Below are 14905 nucleotides of genomic sequence, written 5' to 3'. Positions count from 1 at the left end.
CAGGTGTCAGGCCGCCAGCACCAAGCGATCCGCTGCCGCCGCGAAACCGAAATTCTCGTAGAAGCGCTTGGCCGGCCCCTCACCCACCACGGCCTCGACCTGCACGGCGCGACGCTGGCGCGACCATTCGACGGCGGCGGCCAGCAAACGCCGGCCGACCCGACGGCCGCGATGTTCGGCTTGCACCACGAGATTGTCGACCTCGATGACCTTGTGGGCGCCCATCCCCTCCAGCGGCACAAGCCGGGTCATCAGCACTGCGACGGCGAGGACACCGATCTCGCTCTGCGCGACCAGCAGGGTCGTGCCGGGCGTCTCGAGCCAGGTGAGCACCTGCTCGCGCGCGGTCTCGCCATCGTCGAGGAGCGCGCACAGTTCCTCGATGTCGCGCGGGCCCGCCAGCCTCACACGGATGGCGAGCGGCAACTGGTGCGGTTCAATTTCTGCTTCGATGATCGACATGTCGTCCTCCGGTTGCGGGTTCCGCCGCGGCCCGGAGGCCAAGTCCTAGAACACAAAAGCCGCCGGGATGCGGCGGCTTCGTTGAGTCATGACCCTTCGCGCCGCCTATGTAAGGGGCGTAAAATACCAAGCATTGTGGGACTGGGTCTTGAGCATAGCAATTTTATAGGCTCGCGACTGCAACTTTGTCAACGGTCACCGCGGCACAGGTTTCGGGGGCTGCGACATTCGCTTCATTTATTTCGATTATTTCGTTTGTTTCGTTTATTCGCATGACTCCCCCCTTTTCACCGGCCTGTTAGAGCCATCTCGCGAGTTTGACGGAATTGACGGCATAGATGATCGAAGCGACTGCGACCGCGAGCAATATCGACACGATGATTCTCGTCGCGCGCCCCGGCAGCAGTCGCTCCACCAGTGAAGCGACTCCGTCGAGGATCGCGCTGACCGCCCTCACCTGATGTCCTCGAATACGAAGTATTTCAGATGCTGAGGTTGCACATGTGAGCGGGCAGCCGAGTCGATGACGACCGGGACGTTCTCCCAATGGCGCCCCTTGATGTAGCCGTCCGCGATGCTCGTCACGGCGCCATCTTCTCCGACGATGTCGAGGAACACGTCCCCAGAGCCGGGAGCAATCGTGCGCGTGGCAACGGCAACGCCGTCCAAGCATACGGGGCGTGGGCCTCCGGCGGAGACCCGCGGTCCAAACAAGCGCTTCCCGTCCCACCCGAGAAGCACCTGAAAGTCATGGATGGTCATGCGCCAGTCGGCGCTGAATCCCGACCTGGATTGCACGATCATCGAGCCGCATCGCTCCACGTCAGTCCACGGAGGCGACTGCCCAACTGCAGCAGCCATCGGCACGGCAAATGCGACCCCGAACGCCGCGGCTCGCACGCTCCTCCAGCCGGGCAGAATCACGCGGCAAGCGCCGAGGCCGCGGTCACTCCGCCGCGACGGCCATCGCCTGCTTGAGGCCGGGCATGGTGAAGCCGAGCTTGTCGAGCTTCTCGATCATGTCGCGGCCGGTCTTCTCGTCGATCTCGACGAGCGGCGGACGGACCGGGGTCCAGTGCGGATCAGCGCCGTAGTGCGCGATCACGTACTTCAGCGCCGGGATCATTACGTAGCCCTGCATGACGCCGCGGACCTCGTTGATCCAGGCCTGCAGCTTGTCGCCTTCCGGCGTGCCGTAGGCCTTGATCGTCTCGGCGATCTTGCCCGGGTTGATGTTGGCGGTGGCGCTGATGCAGCCGACGCCGCCCGCCTTGAGATTCTCCAGGATCGGCTTCTCGTTGCCGGAGAAGACGTCGAAGCCGTCCTTGGCAAAGGCGTCGATCATGCTCTTGGTGTGGGGCCAGTCGTCGGACGAATCCTTCATACCGGCGATCTGCTTCGGATAGGCTTTCATCAGCCGCTCGACCAGCTTGTGCGTGATCGGCACGGCCGAGACCGGCGGGATGTGATAGAGGTAGACGCGCAGGCGGTCGTCACCGACCCGCTGCACGACTTCCGAGTAGAAGCGGAACAGCCCCTCCTCCGGAACACCCTTGTAATAGAATGGCGGCAGCATCAGCACGCCGCCGACGCCGAGCTTCACCGCATGGGCGCTGACTTCGGCAGCTTCGGTGATCGAGCAGGCGCCGGTGCCGGGCATCATGCGTGCGGTCGGCACGCCGGAGGCGACGACGGCTTCGAGCAGGGTCATCCGCTCCTTGGCCGACAGCGAATTGGCTTCCGAATTGGTGCCGAAGACCGCGAGGCCGCAATCTTGGCTGATCAGCCACTTGCAGTGCGCAATGAAGCGGCCGACATCTGGCGACAGGTCGCGCTTGAAGGGCGTGACGACGGGCGAAAGAACGCCTTTGATCCGTGCTTCGGCCATGATCTTATTTCTCCCGGGAATGGCGCGCCTTTCTGCAACGAAGCGCCGGAGACGTCCAGTGTCAGCATCTCTCAGCGAAATCCTGCCCGAGGACGGCACGTCCGGCACCCTGGTCGGCCGCCTCTGGCGGGCCGGCCATCCGGCGGGGCCTTCGGTCGTCGCGATCCGGGAAGACGGGGTTTTTGACCTCTCCGCGACGGTCCCCACGATGGCCGATCTCTGCAATGCGCCCGATCCGACGGGCCTCGCGCGCAATACGCCGGGCGAGCGCATCGGCGCGCTGCAGGACCTCGTCGGCGACCTCCTGGCGCCGGTCGACCTGCAGGCCCTGAAGGCCGCCGGCGTCACCTTCGCCGTCAGCCTGCTGGAGCGGCTGATCGAGGAACATGCCAAGGGTGATCCCGCACGCGCCGAGCAGGTGCGCGGCGAGCTGAACTCGATCATCGGCGCCGATGTCAGCGCCATCAAGCCGGGTTCGCCCGAGGCCGAGGCGCTGAAGAAGACGCTGATGGCGCGCGGTGCGTGGTCGCCCTACCTCGAAGTCGGCATCGGCCCCTATGCCGAGATCTTCACCAAGGCGCCGCCCATGGCTGCGGTCGGCTACGGTGCCGAGATCGGCATCCGGCCGGATTCCGACTGGAACAATCCCGAGCCCGAGGTGACGCTGATCGTCAGCGCCAAGGGAAAGATCGTCGGCGCGACCCTGGGCAACGACGTGAACCTGCGCGACATCGAGGGGCGCAGCGCACTCCTGCTGGGCATCGCCAAGGACAACAATGCCTCCTGCGCGCTCGGTCCTTTCATCCGCCTATTCGACGACACCTTCTCGCTGGACGACGTGCGCCAGGCCAAGGTCGATCTCGAAGTGACCGGCCCGGACCAGTTCCGCCTGCGCGGGTCGAGCGACCTCTCGAAGATCAGCCGCGATCCCACCGATCTCGTCGCCCAGGCGATGAGCGCGCATCAGTATCCCGACGGCATGGCGCTGATGACCGGTACGCTCTTCGCGCCGACCGAACCACGCAAGCCCGGCGGCACCGGCTTCACCCACATGGTGGGCGACCTGGTGTCCATCCGCTCGCCCAAGCTCGGCACGCTCACCAACAAGGTGGCCCATTGCGACAAGATCGCGCCGTGGACCTTCGGTGCGGGAGCCCTGATGCGAAACCTCGCGGCACGGGGGTTGCTGCGGTAATAACCGTCACCACAACCAGAACCTCATCCTGAGGAGGCCCGCAGGGCCGTGTCGAAGGATGGGCAACAGACAGCGCCTGCGTATCCCATCCTTCGAGACGGTCGCTTCGCGACCTCCTCAGGATGAGGTCCTTGGGTAGCGAGCCAAGGAAGACCATGACCGACCTCACCCGCCTGCCCGCTTCCGACCTGCGCGAGCACATCGCCGCCAAGCAAATCTCGCCCGTCGAGCTGACCGATGCCGTGCTGGCGCGCGCCGAGAAGCTGCAGCCGGTGCTGAACTGCTTCGTCACCCTGATACCCGACCAGGCCCGGGCGGCGGCGAAGGCGGCGGAAGACGCCGTGATGCGCGGCGAACCGCTCGGCCTGCTGCACGGCATTCCCTTCGCCGCCAAGGATCTGGTGAACACGGCGGGCGTGCGCACCACCTTCGGGTCGCTTCTGTACGAAAACAACGTGCCGAAGGAAGATGCGGTCTGCGCCGCGCGGGTGAAGGGCGCGGGCGCCATCCTGTTCGGCAAGACCACGACCCCGGAGTTCGGCCACAAGTCGCTGACCGATGCACCGCTGTTCGGCCGCACCCGCAACGCCTGGAGCGCTGCGCATACGTCGGGCGGCTCCAGCGGCGGCGCGGCGGTCGCAGTCGCCGCCGGCATCGGCCCGATCGGCATCGCCACCGACGGCGGCGGCTCGACCCGCATTCCCGCCGCCATCAACGGCATGGTCGGGCTGAAGCAGAGCAACGGCGTCATCCCGCACAGCCAGGTGGCCGATGCGTTCGGCAACTACACCTACGTAACGCCGATGACGCGCACGGTGATGGACACCGCCCTGATGCTGCAGGCGATGGCCGGCCCGCATCCGTCGGACCCGTGGTCGATCGGCATCGAACCGCCGGACTATCTGGCCGCTGCCCGCACCGAAGGCGATCTCAAGGGCAAGCGCATCCTCTACAGCGCGACGCTCGGGAACACGCTCGTGGCAAAGGACGTCCGTGCCGCCTTCGAGCAATCGCTGGTGCGGCTGCGCGAACTGGGCGCCGAGCTGGTCGAACTCACCGAGGAGCTGCCCGACCTCAGCTCGGCATGGAAGGTCATCAACCACACGACCTGGAAGGCGCGCTTCGACGAGATGATCCGCCGCGACGGCAACCGGATGACGCCGTCGCTGGTGCGCCAGGTCGCCGAGGCGGCCGACTGGTCGGGCGCTGATTATCAGCGCGCGATGTTCCAACGCAGCGACTTGTTCCGCATGGTTCAGGGCTGGTTCGAGGCCGCCGACTTCCTGGTCACACCGACCGTGTCGCGCACCGCCCTGCCGATCGACCAGGATCTGTTCGATCCGATCACCATCGACGGGGTCGAGGCCGGCGAGCTGCGGCGCAACTGGTTCCCCTACACCATGCCGTTCAACATCACCGGCCACCCCGCCCTCTCGATCTGCAACGGCTACGATTCCGAAGGCCTGCCGACCAGCCTGCAGATTGTCGGCCGCTTCCGCGACGAGGCTTCGGTGCTGCGCGCCGCCGCGCTCTACGAGGCGAGCGAGGGCTGGCTCGATCGATGGCCCGACCTTTGAGGCCGCATACGGCGTCGCGCCAGGGATCATCCAAGGCGCCGCCTAAAAGGCCGCCGCCGCTGACGGCCGAGCAGATCCAGATCCGCGTGCTGCATCGCGATGGGCTGATCCTGGTGATCGACAAACCGGCCGGCCTCGCCGTGCATGCCGGGCCGAGCGGCGCGCCCAACCTGGAAGAGTGTTTCGACGATCTCCGCTACGGCCTGCCGCGGCCGCCGGCGCTGGCCCACCGGCTCGATGCCGACACGGCAGGCGTTCTGGTTCTGGGGCGCCACCCGAAGGCACTCGCCAAGCTGGGGCGCCTGTTCTCCGGCCGCGACACCGAGAAGACCTATTGGGCGGTGGTCGAGGGATCACCCCCAGCCGACGAAGGCGTGTTCGACATGCCGCTGCTCAAGGTGAACACGCGCAGCGGCTGGTCGGTGAAGGTTTCCGACAAGGGCCAACCCTCGGTGACACGCTACGAGGTGCTGGGCCGTGCGCCCGGCATGACCTGGCTGGAGCTGAAGCCGGAGACCGGCCGTACCCATCAGATTCGCGTGCATTGCGCCGCCGCCGGTTGCCCGGTCATCGCCGACCGACTCTATGGACATGCAAGGCCGGACAGCCAGCTCCATCTGCAGTCGCACGGCATCGTCCTGCCTCTGTCGAAGAGCAAGCCGCCGGTCGTCGTCACGGCGCCGCCGCCCGCCCATATGCTGAAGGCGCTGGTGGCCTGTGGCTTCAGTCCCGGGCCGTCACCCACACCCTGAGCTTGTCGCCGGCTTCGAAACCCGACTTTACGGCGGCCACGAGCTCATCGCCCGATTCGTAGCCGACCAGGGCCAGGCGCGGAAACGTCTGTGCCGCAAGCAGGGTCAGCGACCGCCAGACCGCCGGCGCATCGGCCGCCTCGGCGACGACATTGGACACGCCGACCATCTCCTCAGCGCGATAGAGCATGAAGCCGGCCACGACCTTGAAGCCGCGCCGCCCCTTGAACATCGCGAAGTCCGGATCGTCGACCGGCCACCCCTCGCCCTTTTCCTCGCGCGTCCAGACGATGTCGGTCGAGGGCCCTTCGGCCGGCATGACGCTGCGGATCCACGTTGCGTCGAACAGCAGGTCAAATCCGCGGCGCGACAGGTCGAGCGTGTTGAAACTGTCCTTCACAGACCAGCGGCCGGGCAGGTTCGATTTCTGCAGGATCTCGACGGTGGTGAGCTGCTCATCGAGCGCGGTGTCACCGACCGCAAGCGTCACGGCATTGGGATAGAAGCGCGGCACGACGTCGGCGTTCACCCACATGTGCGGCAGGAAGCGGCCGGCCTGACCGTGGACGCGACAGACCGCATCGCACCAGCGGGCGTTGTTGAGGGCCGCCGCGAGGGTCCAGTCCTTCACGCGCGCACTTCCCGCCGTTCGATCAGGCCGCGGCGCTCGGCCGGGCCTTCATGCGTTCCATCCAGGCAGTGAGGTTCTTGTTCGCCGGATCGAGCGGCTGGCCAACCTTGCCCAGGAATTCGAGGAAGGTGAACAGCAGGATGTCGGCCATTGTGAGCTTGTCGCCCGTGACGAAGGGCTTCGAGCCCATCTGCTCATCGAGCCAGACCAGCTTCTTCTTCGCCGTTTCCTTGAGCCCGTCGGCCGCCTCGGGAATGCAGTGCACGCGGTCCTGGAAGAACTTCAGCCCCTGCGAGAAGCGAAAGCCGTTGGCCGCCGGCTCGAGGATGTTGAGGTCGATGCGGCGCACCCACATGCGGGTGTTGGCACGCTCTTCCGGCGTGTCGCCGATCAGCGACGGCGTGTCCTTCTTGACCTCGTCGATGTACTCGCAGATCGCGGTGATCTCGGCCAGCACGGTGCCGTCGTCGAGTTCGAGCGCAGGGCATTGTCCCGCCGGATTGAGCTTGAGGAAGGGTTCGCGCCGGTTCTCGCCGCCGCGCAGGTCGACCTCGACCTTCGGCACGTCGAAGCCTTTCTCGGCCATGAACATGCGAACCATATGCGGGTTGGGACCGACCGAATTGTAGAATTTCACTTTGCTTTTCCTCCCTTGATGTTGTGCAGCGCTATCAAAGTCAGCGCCACGGCTCCACGAGAATCTTGGTGTGGTTCTCCGGATTGCCGAGTTCCTCGAACGCAGCTTTCACGCCATCGAGCCCGACCTTGCCGGTGATCAGCGCCTCGGCGTCCACCTTGCCTTCGGCCAGCAGGCGAAGGCAGCGGGCGAACTCCTCGGGTGTGTAGCCCAGCACGAACTGGAGCGAGAGTTCCTTCAGGATTCCGAACAGCGGCTCGATCCGGTCGGGCTCCATGCAGACACCGGCCACGACGATGCGCGCGTCGCGCGGCGCGGCTTCGAACACCTGCTGCAACAGGCCCGGCACGCCGACGCATTCGAAGATCACGGCGCGTCTGCCGGGCGGCAGTTTCGCGTAGGCCGATTCGTGCCGGGGATCGATCACGATGTCGGCGCCCATCTTCGCCGCCAACTCGCGCCGCTTGGGCGAGAAATCCGCGGCGATGATCGGATGGATGCCCTTCAGCCGCAGCCCGACGATCGCGGCGAGACCGACCGGCCCACAGCCCACGACCAGCGGCGCGTCGTTGTCCTGCAGAGCCGCCTTCTCGACGGCGTGGATACCGACGGCGAGCGGTTCGGTGAGTGCCGCGTGATCGGCCGACAAGCCGTTTGGCACTTCCAGCAGCAGCGGTGCCGCCAGCACCATCCGCTCGGCATAGCCGCCGGGGAAATCGTTCGAGTAGCCGACCGTGCGATGGCCGTCCGCCTGCGGGATCACCGGCATCGAGCAGACGAGCGTGCCCGGCTTCAGCTTGCGCTCCGTGCCGGGGCCGTAGTCCAGCACCTCGCCGCAGAATTCATGGCCGAACACGACGTCGCGCGAGAGATCGAGCGGCTGGCGGCCGGGAATACGCTTCGACATCTCGACCATGTGCGGCGCGTGCTTGGCATAGTGCAGGTCCGAGCCACAGATGCCGCAGCACAGCGTCCTGACCAGCACCTGTCCGGCCGCCGGCACGGGCTCCGGCACTTCGCCGACCAGCATCTCGCCGCCACGCAGAACCGCTGCCCTCATTTGATGAACTCCCGCGTCGTCGCCACGAAATCGTCGAGCCGGTCATGCTGCACCCAGTGGCCGGCGCGCTCGAACTCGACGACCTTCGCGGTCTTGAAGTGCTTGATGCGGCCGTCCTTCTCCGGATTGGAGGCCCAGCTTTCCTTGCCGTAGACCAGCAGCGTCGGACAGGTGATGCGCGACCACAGCGTCTCAATGTCGGGATAGCTCATGTCATACGGCTGGTTGACGCGCACATAGTTGTCGAACTTCCAGCTGTAGGTGCCGTCCTCGTTCTGGTTGACGCCCTGCTCGGTCAGGTGACGCGCCTGCGCGGCGGAGAGATGCTTGTTCTCCTCCTGCATGCGCTTGAAGGCATCCTCGATCGTCGGATATTTGCGCGGCGCGCGGGCCGACAGCTTGCGCTGCTCGTCGATCCAGTCGGTCATGCGCTCGCTCATCGGCTTGTTGCCGCGCTCGGCGATGACCTTGGGTGACGGCCCCAGCCCTTCGATCGCCACCAGCTTGCGCACCTTGTCGGGGTGGATGCCGGTGTAGCGCAGGCAGATGTTGCCCCCGAGCGAATGCGCCACGATCGTCACCGGCGCCAGGTTCTGCTGATGGATGAGCTGGGCCAGATCGTAGATGTAGGCCGCCATCGAATAGTTGCCGTCCGGCGACCACTGGCTGTCACCATGCCCGCGCAGGTCCGGACAGATCACGTGCCAGTCCTTGCGCAGAGCCTGTGCAACCCAGTCCCAGTTCCGGCAGTGGTCACGGCCACCGTGGACCAGCAGAAGCGGCGGCGCTTCGGGGTTGCCCCAGTCGACATAGTGCAAACGCAGGCGCTGGGAAAAAAAGACGCGGGAAGTGGGCCCCGGCATGCCGTTCAGAGAGGAGGTCATGCGCTCCCTATAGCGAATCCCGGCGCTTTGCGTCACTCTCGGGCCATGATGAGCCCCGAGCAGAACGAGCTGATGACCCGGGTCGGTCCGGGCACGAAATGCGGCGCCCTGATGCGCCATTACTGGCATCCTGTCGCCCTCGCCGACGAGCTGCCCGCGGAGCGGCCGGCCAAGCCGGTGCGGGTGCTGGGCCAGGATTTCGTGCTGTTCCGCGACGAGCGCGGCCGGCATGGGCTACTGGACCGCGACTGCCCACATCGCGGCGCGGACCTCGCCTTCGGGCGCATCGAGGATGGCGGCCTGCGCTGTCTGTTCCATGGCTGGCTGTTCGATGTCGACGGCAAGTGCCTGGAGACGCCGGCCGAGCCGGAAGGCAGCGTGCTCTGCCGGAGGGTGCGCCAGCGCAGCTATCCGGTGGTGGTGAAGAACGGCATCGTCTTCGCTTATCTCGGGCCCATTGAAGAGGGTGGAGAGGCCCCCGCCTTCCCCGACTTCGACTGCTTCCTCGCGCCCGGCACGCACGCCTTCGCCTTCAAGGGCCTGATCGAGTGCAACTGGCTGCAGGCGCTGGAGGTCGGCATCGATCCCGCCCACGCCTCCTACCTGCACCGCTTCTACGAGGATGAGGATACCGGCGCGGCCTACGGCAAGCAGTTCCGCTCCGCCTCCTCCGACTCCGACATCCCGATGACCCGCCTGCTGCGCGAGTTCCCGCGGCCGAAGCTCGACGTCGAGGCGACCGACTACGGGCTGCGTCTGTTCGCGCTGCGCAAGCTGAACGAGCAGCACACCCATGTGCGGGTGACCAACCTCGTCTTCCCCTACGCCTTCGTGATCCCGATGAGTTCGGAGATGACGATCACGCAATGGCACGTGCCGATCGACGATACGAGCTGCTACTGGTACGCGATCTTCACCAGCTTCGGTAAACCGGTCGACCATGCCGCGATGCGCGAGCAGCGGCTGAAACTCTACCAGCTTCCCGACTATCGCCCGCTGATCGGCCGCCACAACGATTACGGCTACAGCGTCGCCGAACAGAAGAACCAGACCTTCACCGGCATGGGCTTCGACATCAACGTCCACGACCAATGGGCGGTCGAGAGCCAGGGCCGCATCCAGGACCGCACGCGCGAGCATCTCGGCACCACCGACAAGGCGATCGTCGCCTACCGGCGTATGCTGCTGTCGGCGATCGGGCAGGTCGGCAATGGCGAACGGCCCATTATGTGGCTCGATCGGCAGCGCGCCGCCACGATCCGCGGTCCTGTCGCTATCGACGGCATGGGGCCGACCGAGGGCTGGGAAGCCTACTGGAAGGATGTCGACGTGCGCCGCCGCCGTGGCTCGAGCTGGGCGGCCGATACCGTCCCGCCGCTTGTCGCGTGAGCCGATGAGCCTGGTCGAACGCGCGGGCCTCTGGACCGAGGACCGCAAAGCCGCGACGCGCGAAGCCGAGCGGCGCATGAAGGCCGGCGAGATGTCGGTCGTGCGGCTGGCCTTCGCCGACCAGCACGGCGTCCTGCGCGGCAAGACGCTGATGGCCTCGGAAGTCGATGCAGCGCTCAAGAACGGCGTCGGCTTCACGACGACCATGCTGCTGAAGGACACGTCGCACCGCACGGTCTTCCCGGTCTGGCAGCCGGGCGGCGGCTTCGGCATGAAGGAGCTGGAAGGCGCGGCCGACGTGGTGATGCTGCCCGATCCCACGACCTTCCGGGCGCTCCCCTGGGCGCCGCATTCCGGCTGGATGCTGTGCGACATCTACTTCGCCGACGGCCGGCCGATACCGCTCTGCACGCGCCACGTCCTGCGCCGGACGCTCGGGGCGCTGGCCGAACGCGGCTACGATTTCGTCGCCGGCCTCGAAGTCGAGTTCCATCTCTTCAAGCTGGAGAAAGCCAGGCTCGGCGTCGGCGATGCCGGCCAGCCCGGTGAGCCGCCCGAGGTGTCGCTGCTGAACCAGGGGTATCAGTACCTGACCGAGCAGCGTTACGACGGGATGGACCCGATCCTGGAGATCCTGCGCACCAACCTCGTCGATCTCGGCCTGCCGCTGCGCACGCTGGAAGTCGAGTTCGGCCCCAGCCAGGTCGAGTTCACCTTCCGCACCGGCACCGGCCTCGACCCGGCCGACACGATGGTGTTGTTCCGCAGCGCCACCAAGCAGATCGCCCAGCGCAACGGCTTCCACGCCACGTTCATGTGCCGCCCGAAGCTCGCCAACGTGATGTCGAGCGGCTGGCACCTGCACCAGTCGCTGACCGACCGTAAGACGCACGCCAACGCTTTTACCGATGGCGCCGAGCCCCTCTCCGCGACCGGCCGCCATTACATGGCCGGCCTGCTGGAGCATGCCCGCGCCGCCGCGGCCTTCAGCACGCCGACGCTGAACGGCTACAAGCGCTATCGTCCCTTCTCGCTGGCGCCCGACCGCGCCATCTGGGGCCATGACAATCGCGGCGTCATGGTGCGGGTGCTGGGTGGACCGGGCGATCCCGCAACTCATCTGGAAAACCGCGTCGGCGAGCCCGCCGCCAATCCCTATCTCTACATGGCGAGCCAGATCGTCTGCGGTCTCGACGGGCTGGAGCGGAAGCTCGATCCAGGTCCCTCGGCCGATACGCCCTACGAGGCCAAGGCGCCGCTGCTGCCGCGGTCGCTCGGCGAGGCGCTGGCGGCGCTTAACGAAAGCGCGGTGCTGCGCTCCGGACTAGGCGACTTCTTCGTGGACTACTATCTCCATCTCAAGCAGGCCGAGATCGCCCGCTTCGAACTCGAGGTCAGCGACTGGGAGCAGCGCGAGTATTTCTCGCTGTTCTGAGTCTCAGCCGTCCTCGCCGATATCCTCGGCCCAGACGTCGGGATACTCGTCCTGGAAGCGCTTCATCAGGCTGACGCAGCGCAGGTCGTTCAGGACCACGACTTCGACGCCATGGGAGCGCAGGAAATCCTCGTTGCCGCCGAAGGTCTGGTTCTCACCGATCACCACCCGCGGAATCTTGAACTGCACGATGGTGCCCGAGCACATCATGCAGGGGCTGAGCGTCGTAAACAGCGTCGTGTTGCGGTAACTGCGACGGCGGCCGGCTTGGCGCAGGCAATCCATCTCGCCATGGGCAATGGCATCGCCCTCCTGGACGCGCCTGTTGTGACCGCGGCCGACGATCCGGCCGTCCTCGACGAGGATCGAGCCGATGGGGATCCCCTTCTCGTCGAAGCCCCGCTGCGCCTCGGCCAGTGCCGTCTCGAACAGTTCCAGCTCCGCCGAACTTGCCATGGATTTCTCCGCCTGCGTCCCGCTGCACCCTTTCCGCCTGAGCGGAAAATGGTCTACCCAGTGCCTCTCTCAGTTTACGTCAGCCGGCCCATAAGCGTAACGCCGGGATCGGAAGAGATCGCCATGACCGCCATTGCCGTCGTCACGACCGTCGCCAGCCGCAAGGATGCCCGCTCGCTCGCCCGGGCGCTCGTCGAAGCAAAGCTCGCCGCCTGCGCCCAGATATCCCGGATCGAGAGCGTCTACACCTGGAAGGGCGCCCTCGAGACCGGCAAGGAATATCGCGTCCTGTTCAAGACGCTCGACGAGCACTATTCCGCTGTCGAGCGCGCGATCCTCGACCTGCATCCCTACGAAGTGCCGGCGATCCATGCCTTCCCGATGATGCATGTCGCCCCGGCCTATGCCGCCTGGATCGAGGAAAGCGTCGCGACCTAGGCCTGGCCGCCCTCCAGCATCTTCGTCCAGCGGTTCTGCATTTCCTCCGGACTGACGACTTCCTTCGACGCGGCCAGGAACCAGCGATAGCCGAAGGGACAGGCGACCATGCCGGAGCGGTCTCCGTAGAACTGATCCTGCACCGGCCTGACCAGGGTCGCCCCGGCTCCTACGGCCCTCTCAACAGCCTTGTCGGCGTCGGGCACGGCGATGTGGAAGGCTACGGGAGATCCACCAATGGCGCCCGGGCTCCGCGCGCCGAAGTCTGGATACTCGTCGTTCACCATCAGCACCGAGTCGCCGATGCGGATCTCGGCATGTCCGACCCGGCCCGCCGGCTCGACCAGGCGAAACAGTTCCACGGCGCCGAAGGCCTTCACGTAGAAGTCGATCGCCGCCTTCGCATCGTGGACGGTCATGTGGGCCTTAACGGTCTGACCCGATGTCGCGGACTTTGCGGCCATGGCATCACCTGTGTTATATTACGTTACGTATCGTAACGTTAATAGATGCCCCGTCAACCCTCTTCAGCCTCACCGGTGCGCGGCCGTCCCCGCGATCCGCGCACCCGCGCCGCGATCCTGGTCGCGGCGCGCGATCTGTTGGGACGCGGCGGGCTGACGGCCGTCACCATCGAAGCGATTGCACAGAAGGCGGGAGTGAGCCGTCCGACGATCTATCGCTATTGGCCGAATGCGCCCGCGGTTGCGATGGCCGCGTTCCTGGAAGCAACGGGCGCCGACGAGGCCGCGAAGTCACCGCGAAGCGCACTCGCCGGCCTGCGCGCGCAGCTGCATGCGCTTGCCGATGCCTTCGCCGCGCCGACCGGACGCAGCGTCGCGGCCATGGTCGCAGCGGCCCAGTCCGAGACCGAACTCGCCAAGGCCTTCCGCAACGAGTTCATCGCGCGCAATCGCGACGCCACGCGCGCTCTGCTCGAGCGCTGCATTGACGACGGGGCAATCGATGCGCCTGACGACATGGAGCTCACACTCGATCTCGTCTTCGGTCCCCTCTTCTATCGCCTGCTGATGGGCCACGCGCCGATCACGCGCGGCTTCGTCGACCAGCTGCTTGATACGGTCATCCCCGTCCGCCGCTGATGCCCGGATTGGATGCGAGGCTGTCCGCCGGCGGTACCCGTACGATGCACCTGAAGCCGACATGGCTGGTCGTCGTGTCGATCTGCTCGGCGTGGCGCGCGGCCGGGCGATAGCGCTTGCAGTAGCTGGGGGCACAGAGATGCGAGCCGCCCTTGAGCACCTTGCGCGGGATCTGCACCCGGTCGTGCGCATCGTAGCTCTGCTCCAGGGTCGCACCGCGCGGGTTCTCGGGCACGCAGCAGGCCTTGGCGGCATCGGGCGCGTGTTGGGCGGCATACCAGTCGGCCGTCCATTCCCAGACATTCCCGATCATGTCGTGCACGCCGTAACCGTTGGCCGGATAGGCCCTCACGGGCGAAGTGCGCGCGAAGCCGTCGGCCCGGGTGTTCTCGTGCGGAAAGGCGCCCTGCCAGGTGTTGGCCATGTGCTTGCCGTCTGGGGTGAGTTCCTCGCCCCAGGCGAACTCCGCGCCGTCGAGCCCGCCGCGCGCCGCGAACTCCCATTCCGCTTCGGTCGGCAGCTCCTTGCCGGCCCACTTCGCATAGGCCTCGGCATCGCGGAAGGCGACCTGCACTACCGGATGATCGTCGAGGCCGCCGATATGGCTGCCCTTGCCGTAGGGCCGGCGCCAGGTGGCGCCGAAGGTGAACCGCCACCACTGGCTCCAGTCGTGGAGATCGACCGCCTTGGAGGGCGGCGTGAAGACCAGTCCGCCGGCTTTGAGCATCCCGGGGCGCGCGCCAGGATAGTCCTTCGGGTCGGGATCGATCTCCGCCCAGGTGACGTGACGGGTCGCCTGGACGAAGGCCTTGAACTGCGCGTTGGTGACCGGCGTCGCATCGATCCAGAACCCGTCGACCGTCACGGTGTGAGCGGGCTTTTCCTCGGCATAATGATGATCCGAGCCCATGCGAAACGTGCCGCCGGGAATCCTGACCATCCCAGGGTGCGGCGAAACGGTTCCAGCGACGCTATTCATGGTCCCCAGTCCTACACGC

General features: G+C 66.2%; 18 protein-coding genes. 8 read left to right on the top strand and 10 right to left on the bottom strand.

The window, feature by feature from the left end; translation table 11 throughout:
• Nucleotides 1-6: 6 nt before the first annotated feature.
• The gene (locus ACT6UX_RS04075) at nt 7-462 is read right to left on the bottom strand and encodes a GNAT family N-acetyltransferase (protein ID WP_444773864.1); all 456 of its coding nucleotides are present in this window, start codon (nt 460-462) and stop codon (nt 7-9) included.
• 338 nt (nt 463-800) lie between these two features.
• On the opposite strand from ACT6UX_RS04075, the gene ACT6UX_RS04070 reads away from it, so the two are divergent.
• Complete coding sequence (locus ACT6UX_RS04070; protein WP_444773863.1) at nt 801-923, top strand: hypothetical protein; 123 nt, start codon at nt 801-803, stop codon at nt 921-923.
• Here the strand turns inward: ACT6UX_RS04070 and ACT6UX_RS04065 are convergent.
• Nucleotides 916-1266, bottom strand: coding sequence for a hypothetical protein (locus tag ACT6UX_RS04065; protein ID WP_444773862.1), 351 nt, complete (start codon nt 1264-1266; stop codon nt 916-918). The genes ACT6UX_RS04070 and ACT6UX_RS04065 overlap by 8 nt on opposite strands.
• Nucleotides 1267-1408: 142 nt before the next feature.
• A complete protein-coding gene (locus tag ACT6UX_RS04060) occupies nt 1409-2350 on the bottom strand; it encodes a dihydrodipicolinate synthase family protein (protein WP_444773861.1) in 942 nt (313 codons plus the stop codon).
• Between the two features lie 19 nt (nt 2351-2369).
• Here ACT6UX_RS04060 and ACT6UX_RS04055 point away from each other — a divergent pair, with 19 nt between their 5' ends.
• From ACT6UX_RS04055 to ACT6UX_RS04045, 3 genes are all read left to right on the top strand, one after another.
• The gene (locus tag ACT6UX_RS04055) at nt 2370-3545 is read left to right on the top strand and encodes a fumarylacetoacetate hydrolase family protein (RefSeq protein WP_444774129.1); all 1176 of its coding nucleotides are present in this window, start codon (nt 2370-2372) and stop codon (nt 3543-3545) included.
• Nucleotides 3546-3700: 155 nt separating this feature from the next.
• Nucleotides 3701-5122, top strand: a complete 1422-nt coding sequence (locus tag ACT6UX_RS04050) for an amidase (RefSeq protein WP_444773860.1) — start codon at nt 3701-3703, stop codon at nt 5120-5122.
• Nucleotides 5107-5874: an RluA family pseudouridine synthase gene (locus tag ACT6UX_RS04045; protein ID WP_444773859.1), complete on the top strand. Its 768-nt coding sequence runs from the start codon at nt 5107-5109 to the stop codon at nt 5872-5874. Before ACT6UX_RS04050 ends, ACT6UX_RS04045 begins: the two co-directional genes overlap by 16 nt.
• Here the strand turns inward: ACT6UX_RS04045 and ACT6UX_RS04040 are convergent.
• The 4 genes from ACT6UX_RS04040 to ACT6UX_RS04025 are packed head-to-tail and all read right to left on the bottom strand — an operon-like array spanning nt 5846 to nt 9086.
• Nucleotides 5846-6505, bottom strand: coding sequence for a hypothetical protein (locus tag ACT6UX_RS04040; RefSeq protein WP_444773858.1), 660 nt, complete (start codon nt 6503-6505; stop codon nt 5846-5848). The genes ACT6UX_RS04045 and ACT6UX_RS04040 overlap by 29 nt on opposite strands.
• Nucleotides 6506-6527: 22 nt before the next feature.
• Nucleotides 6528-7142 (bottom strand): glutathione S-transferase family protein, encoded by a 615-nt coding sequence (locus ACT6UX_RS04035; protein WP_444773857.1) that lies wholly within the window; start codon nt 7140-7142, stop codon nt 6528-6530.
• Between the two features lie 40 nt (nt 7143-7182).
• The gene (locus ACT6UX_RS04030) at nt 7183-8202 is read right to left on the bottom strand and encodes a zinc-binding dehydrogenase (RefSeq protein WP_444773856.1); all 1020 of its coding nucleotides are present in this window, start codon (nt 8200-8202) and stop codon (nt 7183-7185) included.
• Nucleotides 8199-9086 carry an alpha/beta fold hydrolase gene (locus ACT6UX_RS04025; RefSeq protein ID WP_444773855.1) on the bottom strand — a complete coding sequence of 296 codons (888 nt, stop codon included), beginning with the start codon at nt 9084-9086 and terminating at the stop codon, nt 8199-8201. The genes ACT6UX_RS04030 and ACT6UX_RS04025 overlap by 4 nt, the downstream gene beginning before the upstream one ends.
• Nucleotides 9087-9131: 45 nt before the next feature.
• On the opposite strand from ACT6UX_RS04025, the gene ACT6UX_RS04020 reads away from it, so the two are divergent.
• Nucleotides 9132-10475: an aromatic ring-hydroxylating dioxygenase subunit alpha gene (locus ACT6UX_RS04020; RefSeq protein WP_444773854.1), complete on the top strand. Its 1344-nt coding sequence runs from the start codon at nt 9132-9134 to the stop codon at nt 10473-10475.
• 4 nt (nt 10476-10479) lie between these two features.
• Complete coding sequence (locus ACT6UX_RS04015) at nt 10480-11910, top strand: glutamine synthetase family protein (protein WP_444773853.1); 1431 nt, start codon at nt 10480-10482, stop codon at nt 11908-11910.
• A 3-nt stretch (nt 11911-11913) separates the two neighbouring features.
• On the opposite strand, the gene ACT6UX_RS04010 is transcribed toward ACT6UX_RS04015, so the two are convergent.
• Entirely contained in the window at nt 11914-12366 is a 453-nt protein-coding gene (locus ACT6UX_RS04010) for a nucleoside deaminase (RefSeq protein ID WP_444773852.1), read from the bottom strand.
• 123 nt (nt 12367-12489) lie between these two features.
• Here ACT6UX_RS04010 and cutA point away from each other — a divergent pair, with 123 nt between their 5' ends.
• On the top strand, nt 12490-12804 hold the full coding sequence (gene cutA / locus ACT6UX_RS04005) for a divalent-cation tolerance protein CutA (RefSeq protein ID WP_444773851.1): 315 nt from the start codon (nt 12490-12492) through the stop codon (nt 12802-12804).
• Here cutA and ACT6UX_RS04000 read toward each other — a convergent pair.
• A complete protein-coding gene (locus ACT6UX_RS04000) occupies nt 12801-13268 on the bottom strand; it encodes a VOC family protein (RefSeq protein ID WP_444773850.1) in 468 nt (155 codons plus the stop codon). The two genes, cutA and ACT6UX_RS04000, sit on opposite strands and share 4 nt — an antisense overlap.
• A 45-nt stretch (nt 13269-13313) precedes the next feature.
• Here ACT6UX_RS04000 and ACT6UX_RS03995 point away from each other — a divergent pair, with 45 nt between their 5' ends.
• Nucleotides 13314-13907 carry a TetR/AcrR family transcriptional regulator gene (locus tag ACT6UX_RS03995; RefSeq protein ID WP_444773849.1) on the top strand — a complete coding sequence of 198 codons (594 nt, stop codon included), beginning with the start codon at nt 13314-13316 and terminating at the stop codon, nt 13905-13907.
• On the opposite strand, the gene ACT6UX_RS03990 is transcribed toward ACT6UX_RS03995, so the two are convergent.
• Entirely contained in the window at nt 13888-14886 is a 999-nt protein-coding gene (locus tag ACT6UX_RS03990; RefSeq protein WP_444773848.1) for a formylglycine-generating enzyme family protein, read from the bottom strand. The genes ACT6UX_RS03995 and ACT6UX_RS03990 overlap by 20 nt on opposite strands.
• Nucleotides 14887-14905: the final 19 nt, after the last annotated feature.

This window comes from Reyranella sp. (assembly GCF_052439685.1).
In the GTDB taxonomy this organism is placed as follows: domain Bacteria; phylum Pseudomonadota; class Alphaproteobacteria; order Reyranellales; family Reyranellaceae; genus Reyranella.
The sequence above is the reverse complement of the archived record's forward strand: the minus strand, read 5'-3'. Positions and strand labels throughout refer to the sequence as shown.

Excerpts from the sequence above, each read along its gene's own strand:
- ACT6UX_RS04075 (WP_444773864.1), bottom strand. The coding sequence starts at position 462 with ATGTCGATCATCGAAGCAGAAATTGAACCGCACCAGTTGCCGCTCGCC.
- ACT6UX_RS04070 (WP_444773863.1), top strand. The coding sequence starts at position 801 with ATGATCGAAGCGACTGCGACCGCGAGCAATATCGACACGATGATTCTC.
- ACT6UX_RS04065 (WP_444773862.1), bottom strand. The coding sequence starts at position 1,266 with ATGATCGTGCAATCCAGGTCGGGATTCAGCGCCGACTGGCGCATGACC.
- ACT6UX_RS04060 (WP_444773861.1), bottom strand. The coding sequence starts at position 2,350 with ATGGCCGAAGCACGGATCAAAGGCGTTCTTTCGCCCGTCGTCACGCCC.
- ACT6UX_RS04055 (WP_444774129.1), top strand. The coding sequence starts at position 2,370 with ATGGCGCGCCTTTCTGCAACGAAGCGCCGGAGACGTCCAGTGTCAGCA.
- ACT6UX_RS04050 (WP_444773860.1), top strand. The coding sequence starts at position 3,701 with ATGACCGACCTCACCCGCCTGCCCGCTTCCGACCTGCGCGAGCACATC.
- ACT6UX_RS04045 (WP_444773859.1), top strand. The coding sequence starts at position 5,107 with ATGGCCCGACCTTTGAGGCCGCATACGGCGTCGCGCCAGGGATCATCC.
- ACT6UX_RS04030 (WP_444773856.1), bottom strand. The coding sequence starts at position 8,202 with ATGAGGGCAGCGGTTCTGCGTGGCGGCGAGATGCTGGTCGGCGAAGTG.
- ACT6UX_RS04025 (WP_444773855.1), bottom strand. The coding sequence starts at position 9,086 with ATGACCTCCTCTCTGAACGGCATGCCGGGGCCCACTTCCCGCGTCTTT.
- ACT6UX_RS04020 (WP_444773854.1), top strand. The coding sequence starts at position 9,132 with ATGATGAGCCCCGAGCAGAACGAGCTGATGACCCGGGTCGGTCCGGGC.
- ACT6UX_RS04015 (WP_444773853.1), top strand. The coding sequence starts at position 10,480 with ATGAGCCTGGTCGAACGCGCGGGCCTCTGGACCGAGGACCGCAAAGCC.
- ACT6UX_RS04010 (WP_444773852.1), bottom strand. The coding sequence starts at position 12,366 with ATGGCAAGTTCGGCGGAGCTGGAACTGTTCGAGACGGCACTGGCCGAG.
- cutA (WP_444773851.1), top strand. The coding sequence starts at position 12,490 with ATGACCGCCATTGCCGTCGTCACGACCGTCGCCAGCCGCAAGGATGCC.
- ACT6UX_RS04000 (WP_444773850.1), bottom strand. The coding sequence starts at position 13,268 with ATGGCCGCAAAGTCCGCGACATCGGGTCAGACCGTTAAGGCCCACATG.
- ACT6UX_RS03995 (WP_444773849.1), top strand. The coding sequence starts at position 13,314 with ATGCCCCGTCAACCCTCTTCAGCCTCACCGGTGCGCGGCCGTCCCCGC.
- ACT6UX_RS03990 (WP_444773848.1), bottom strand. The coding sequence starts at position 14,886 with ATGAATAGCGTCGCTGGAACCGTTTCGCCGCACCCTGGGATGGTCAGG.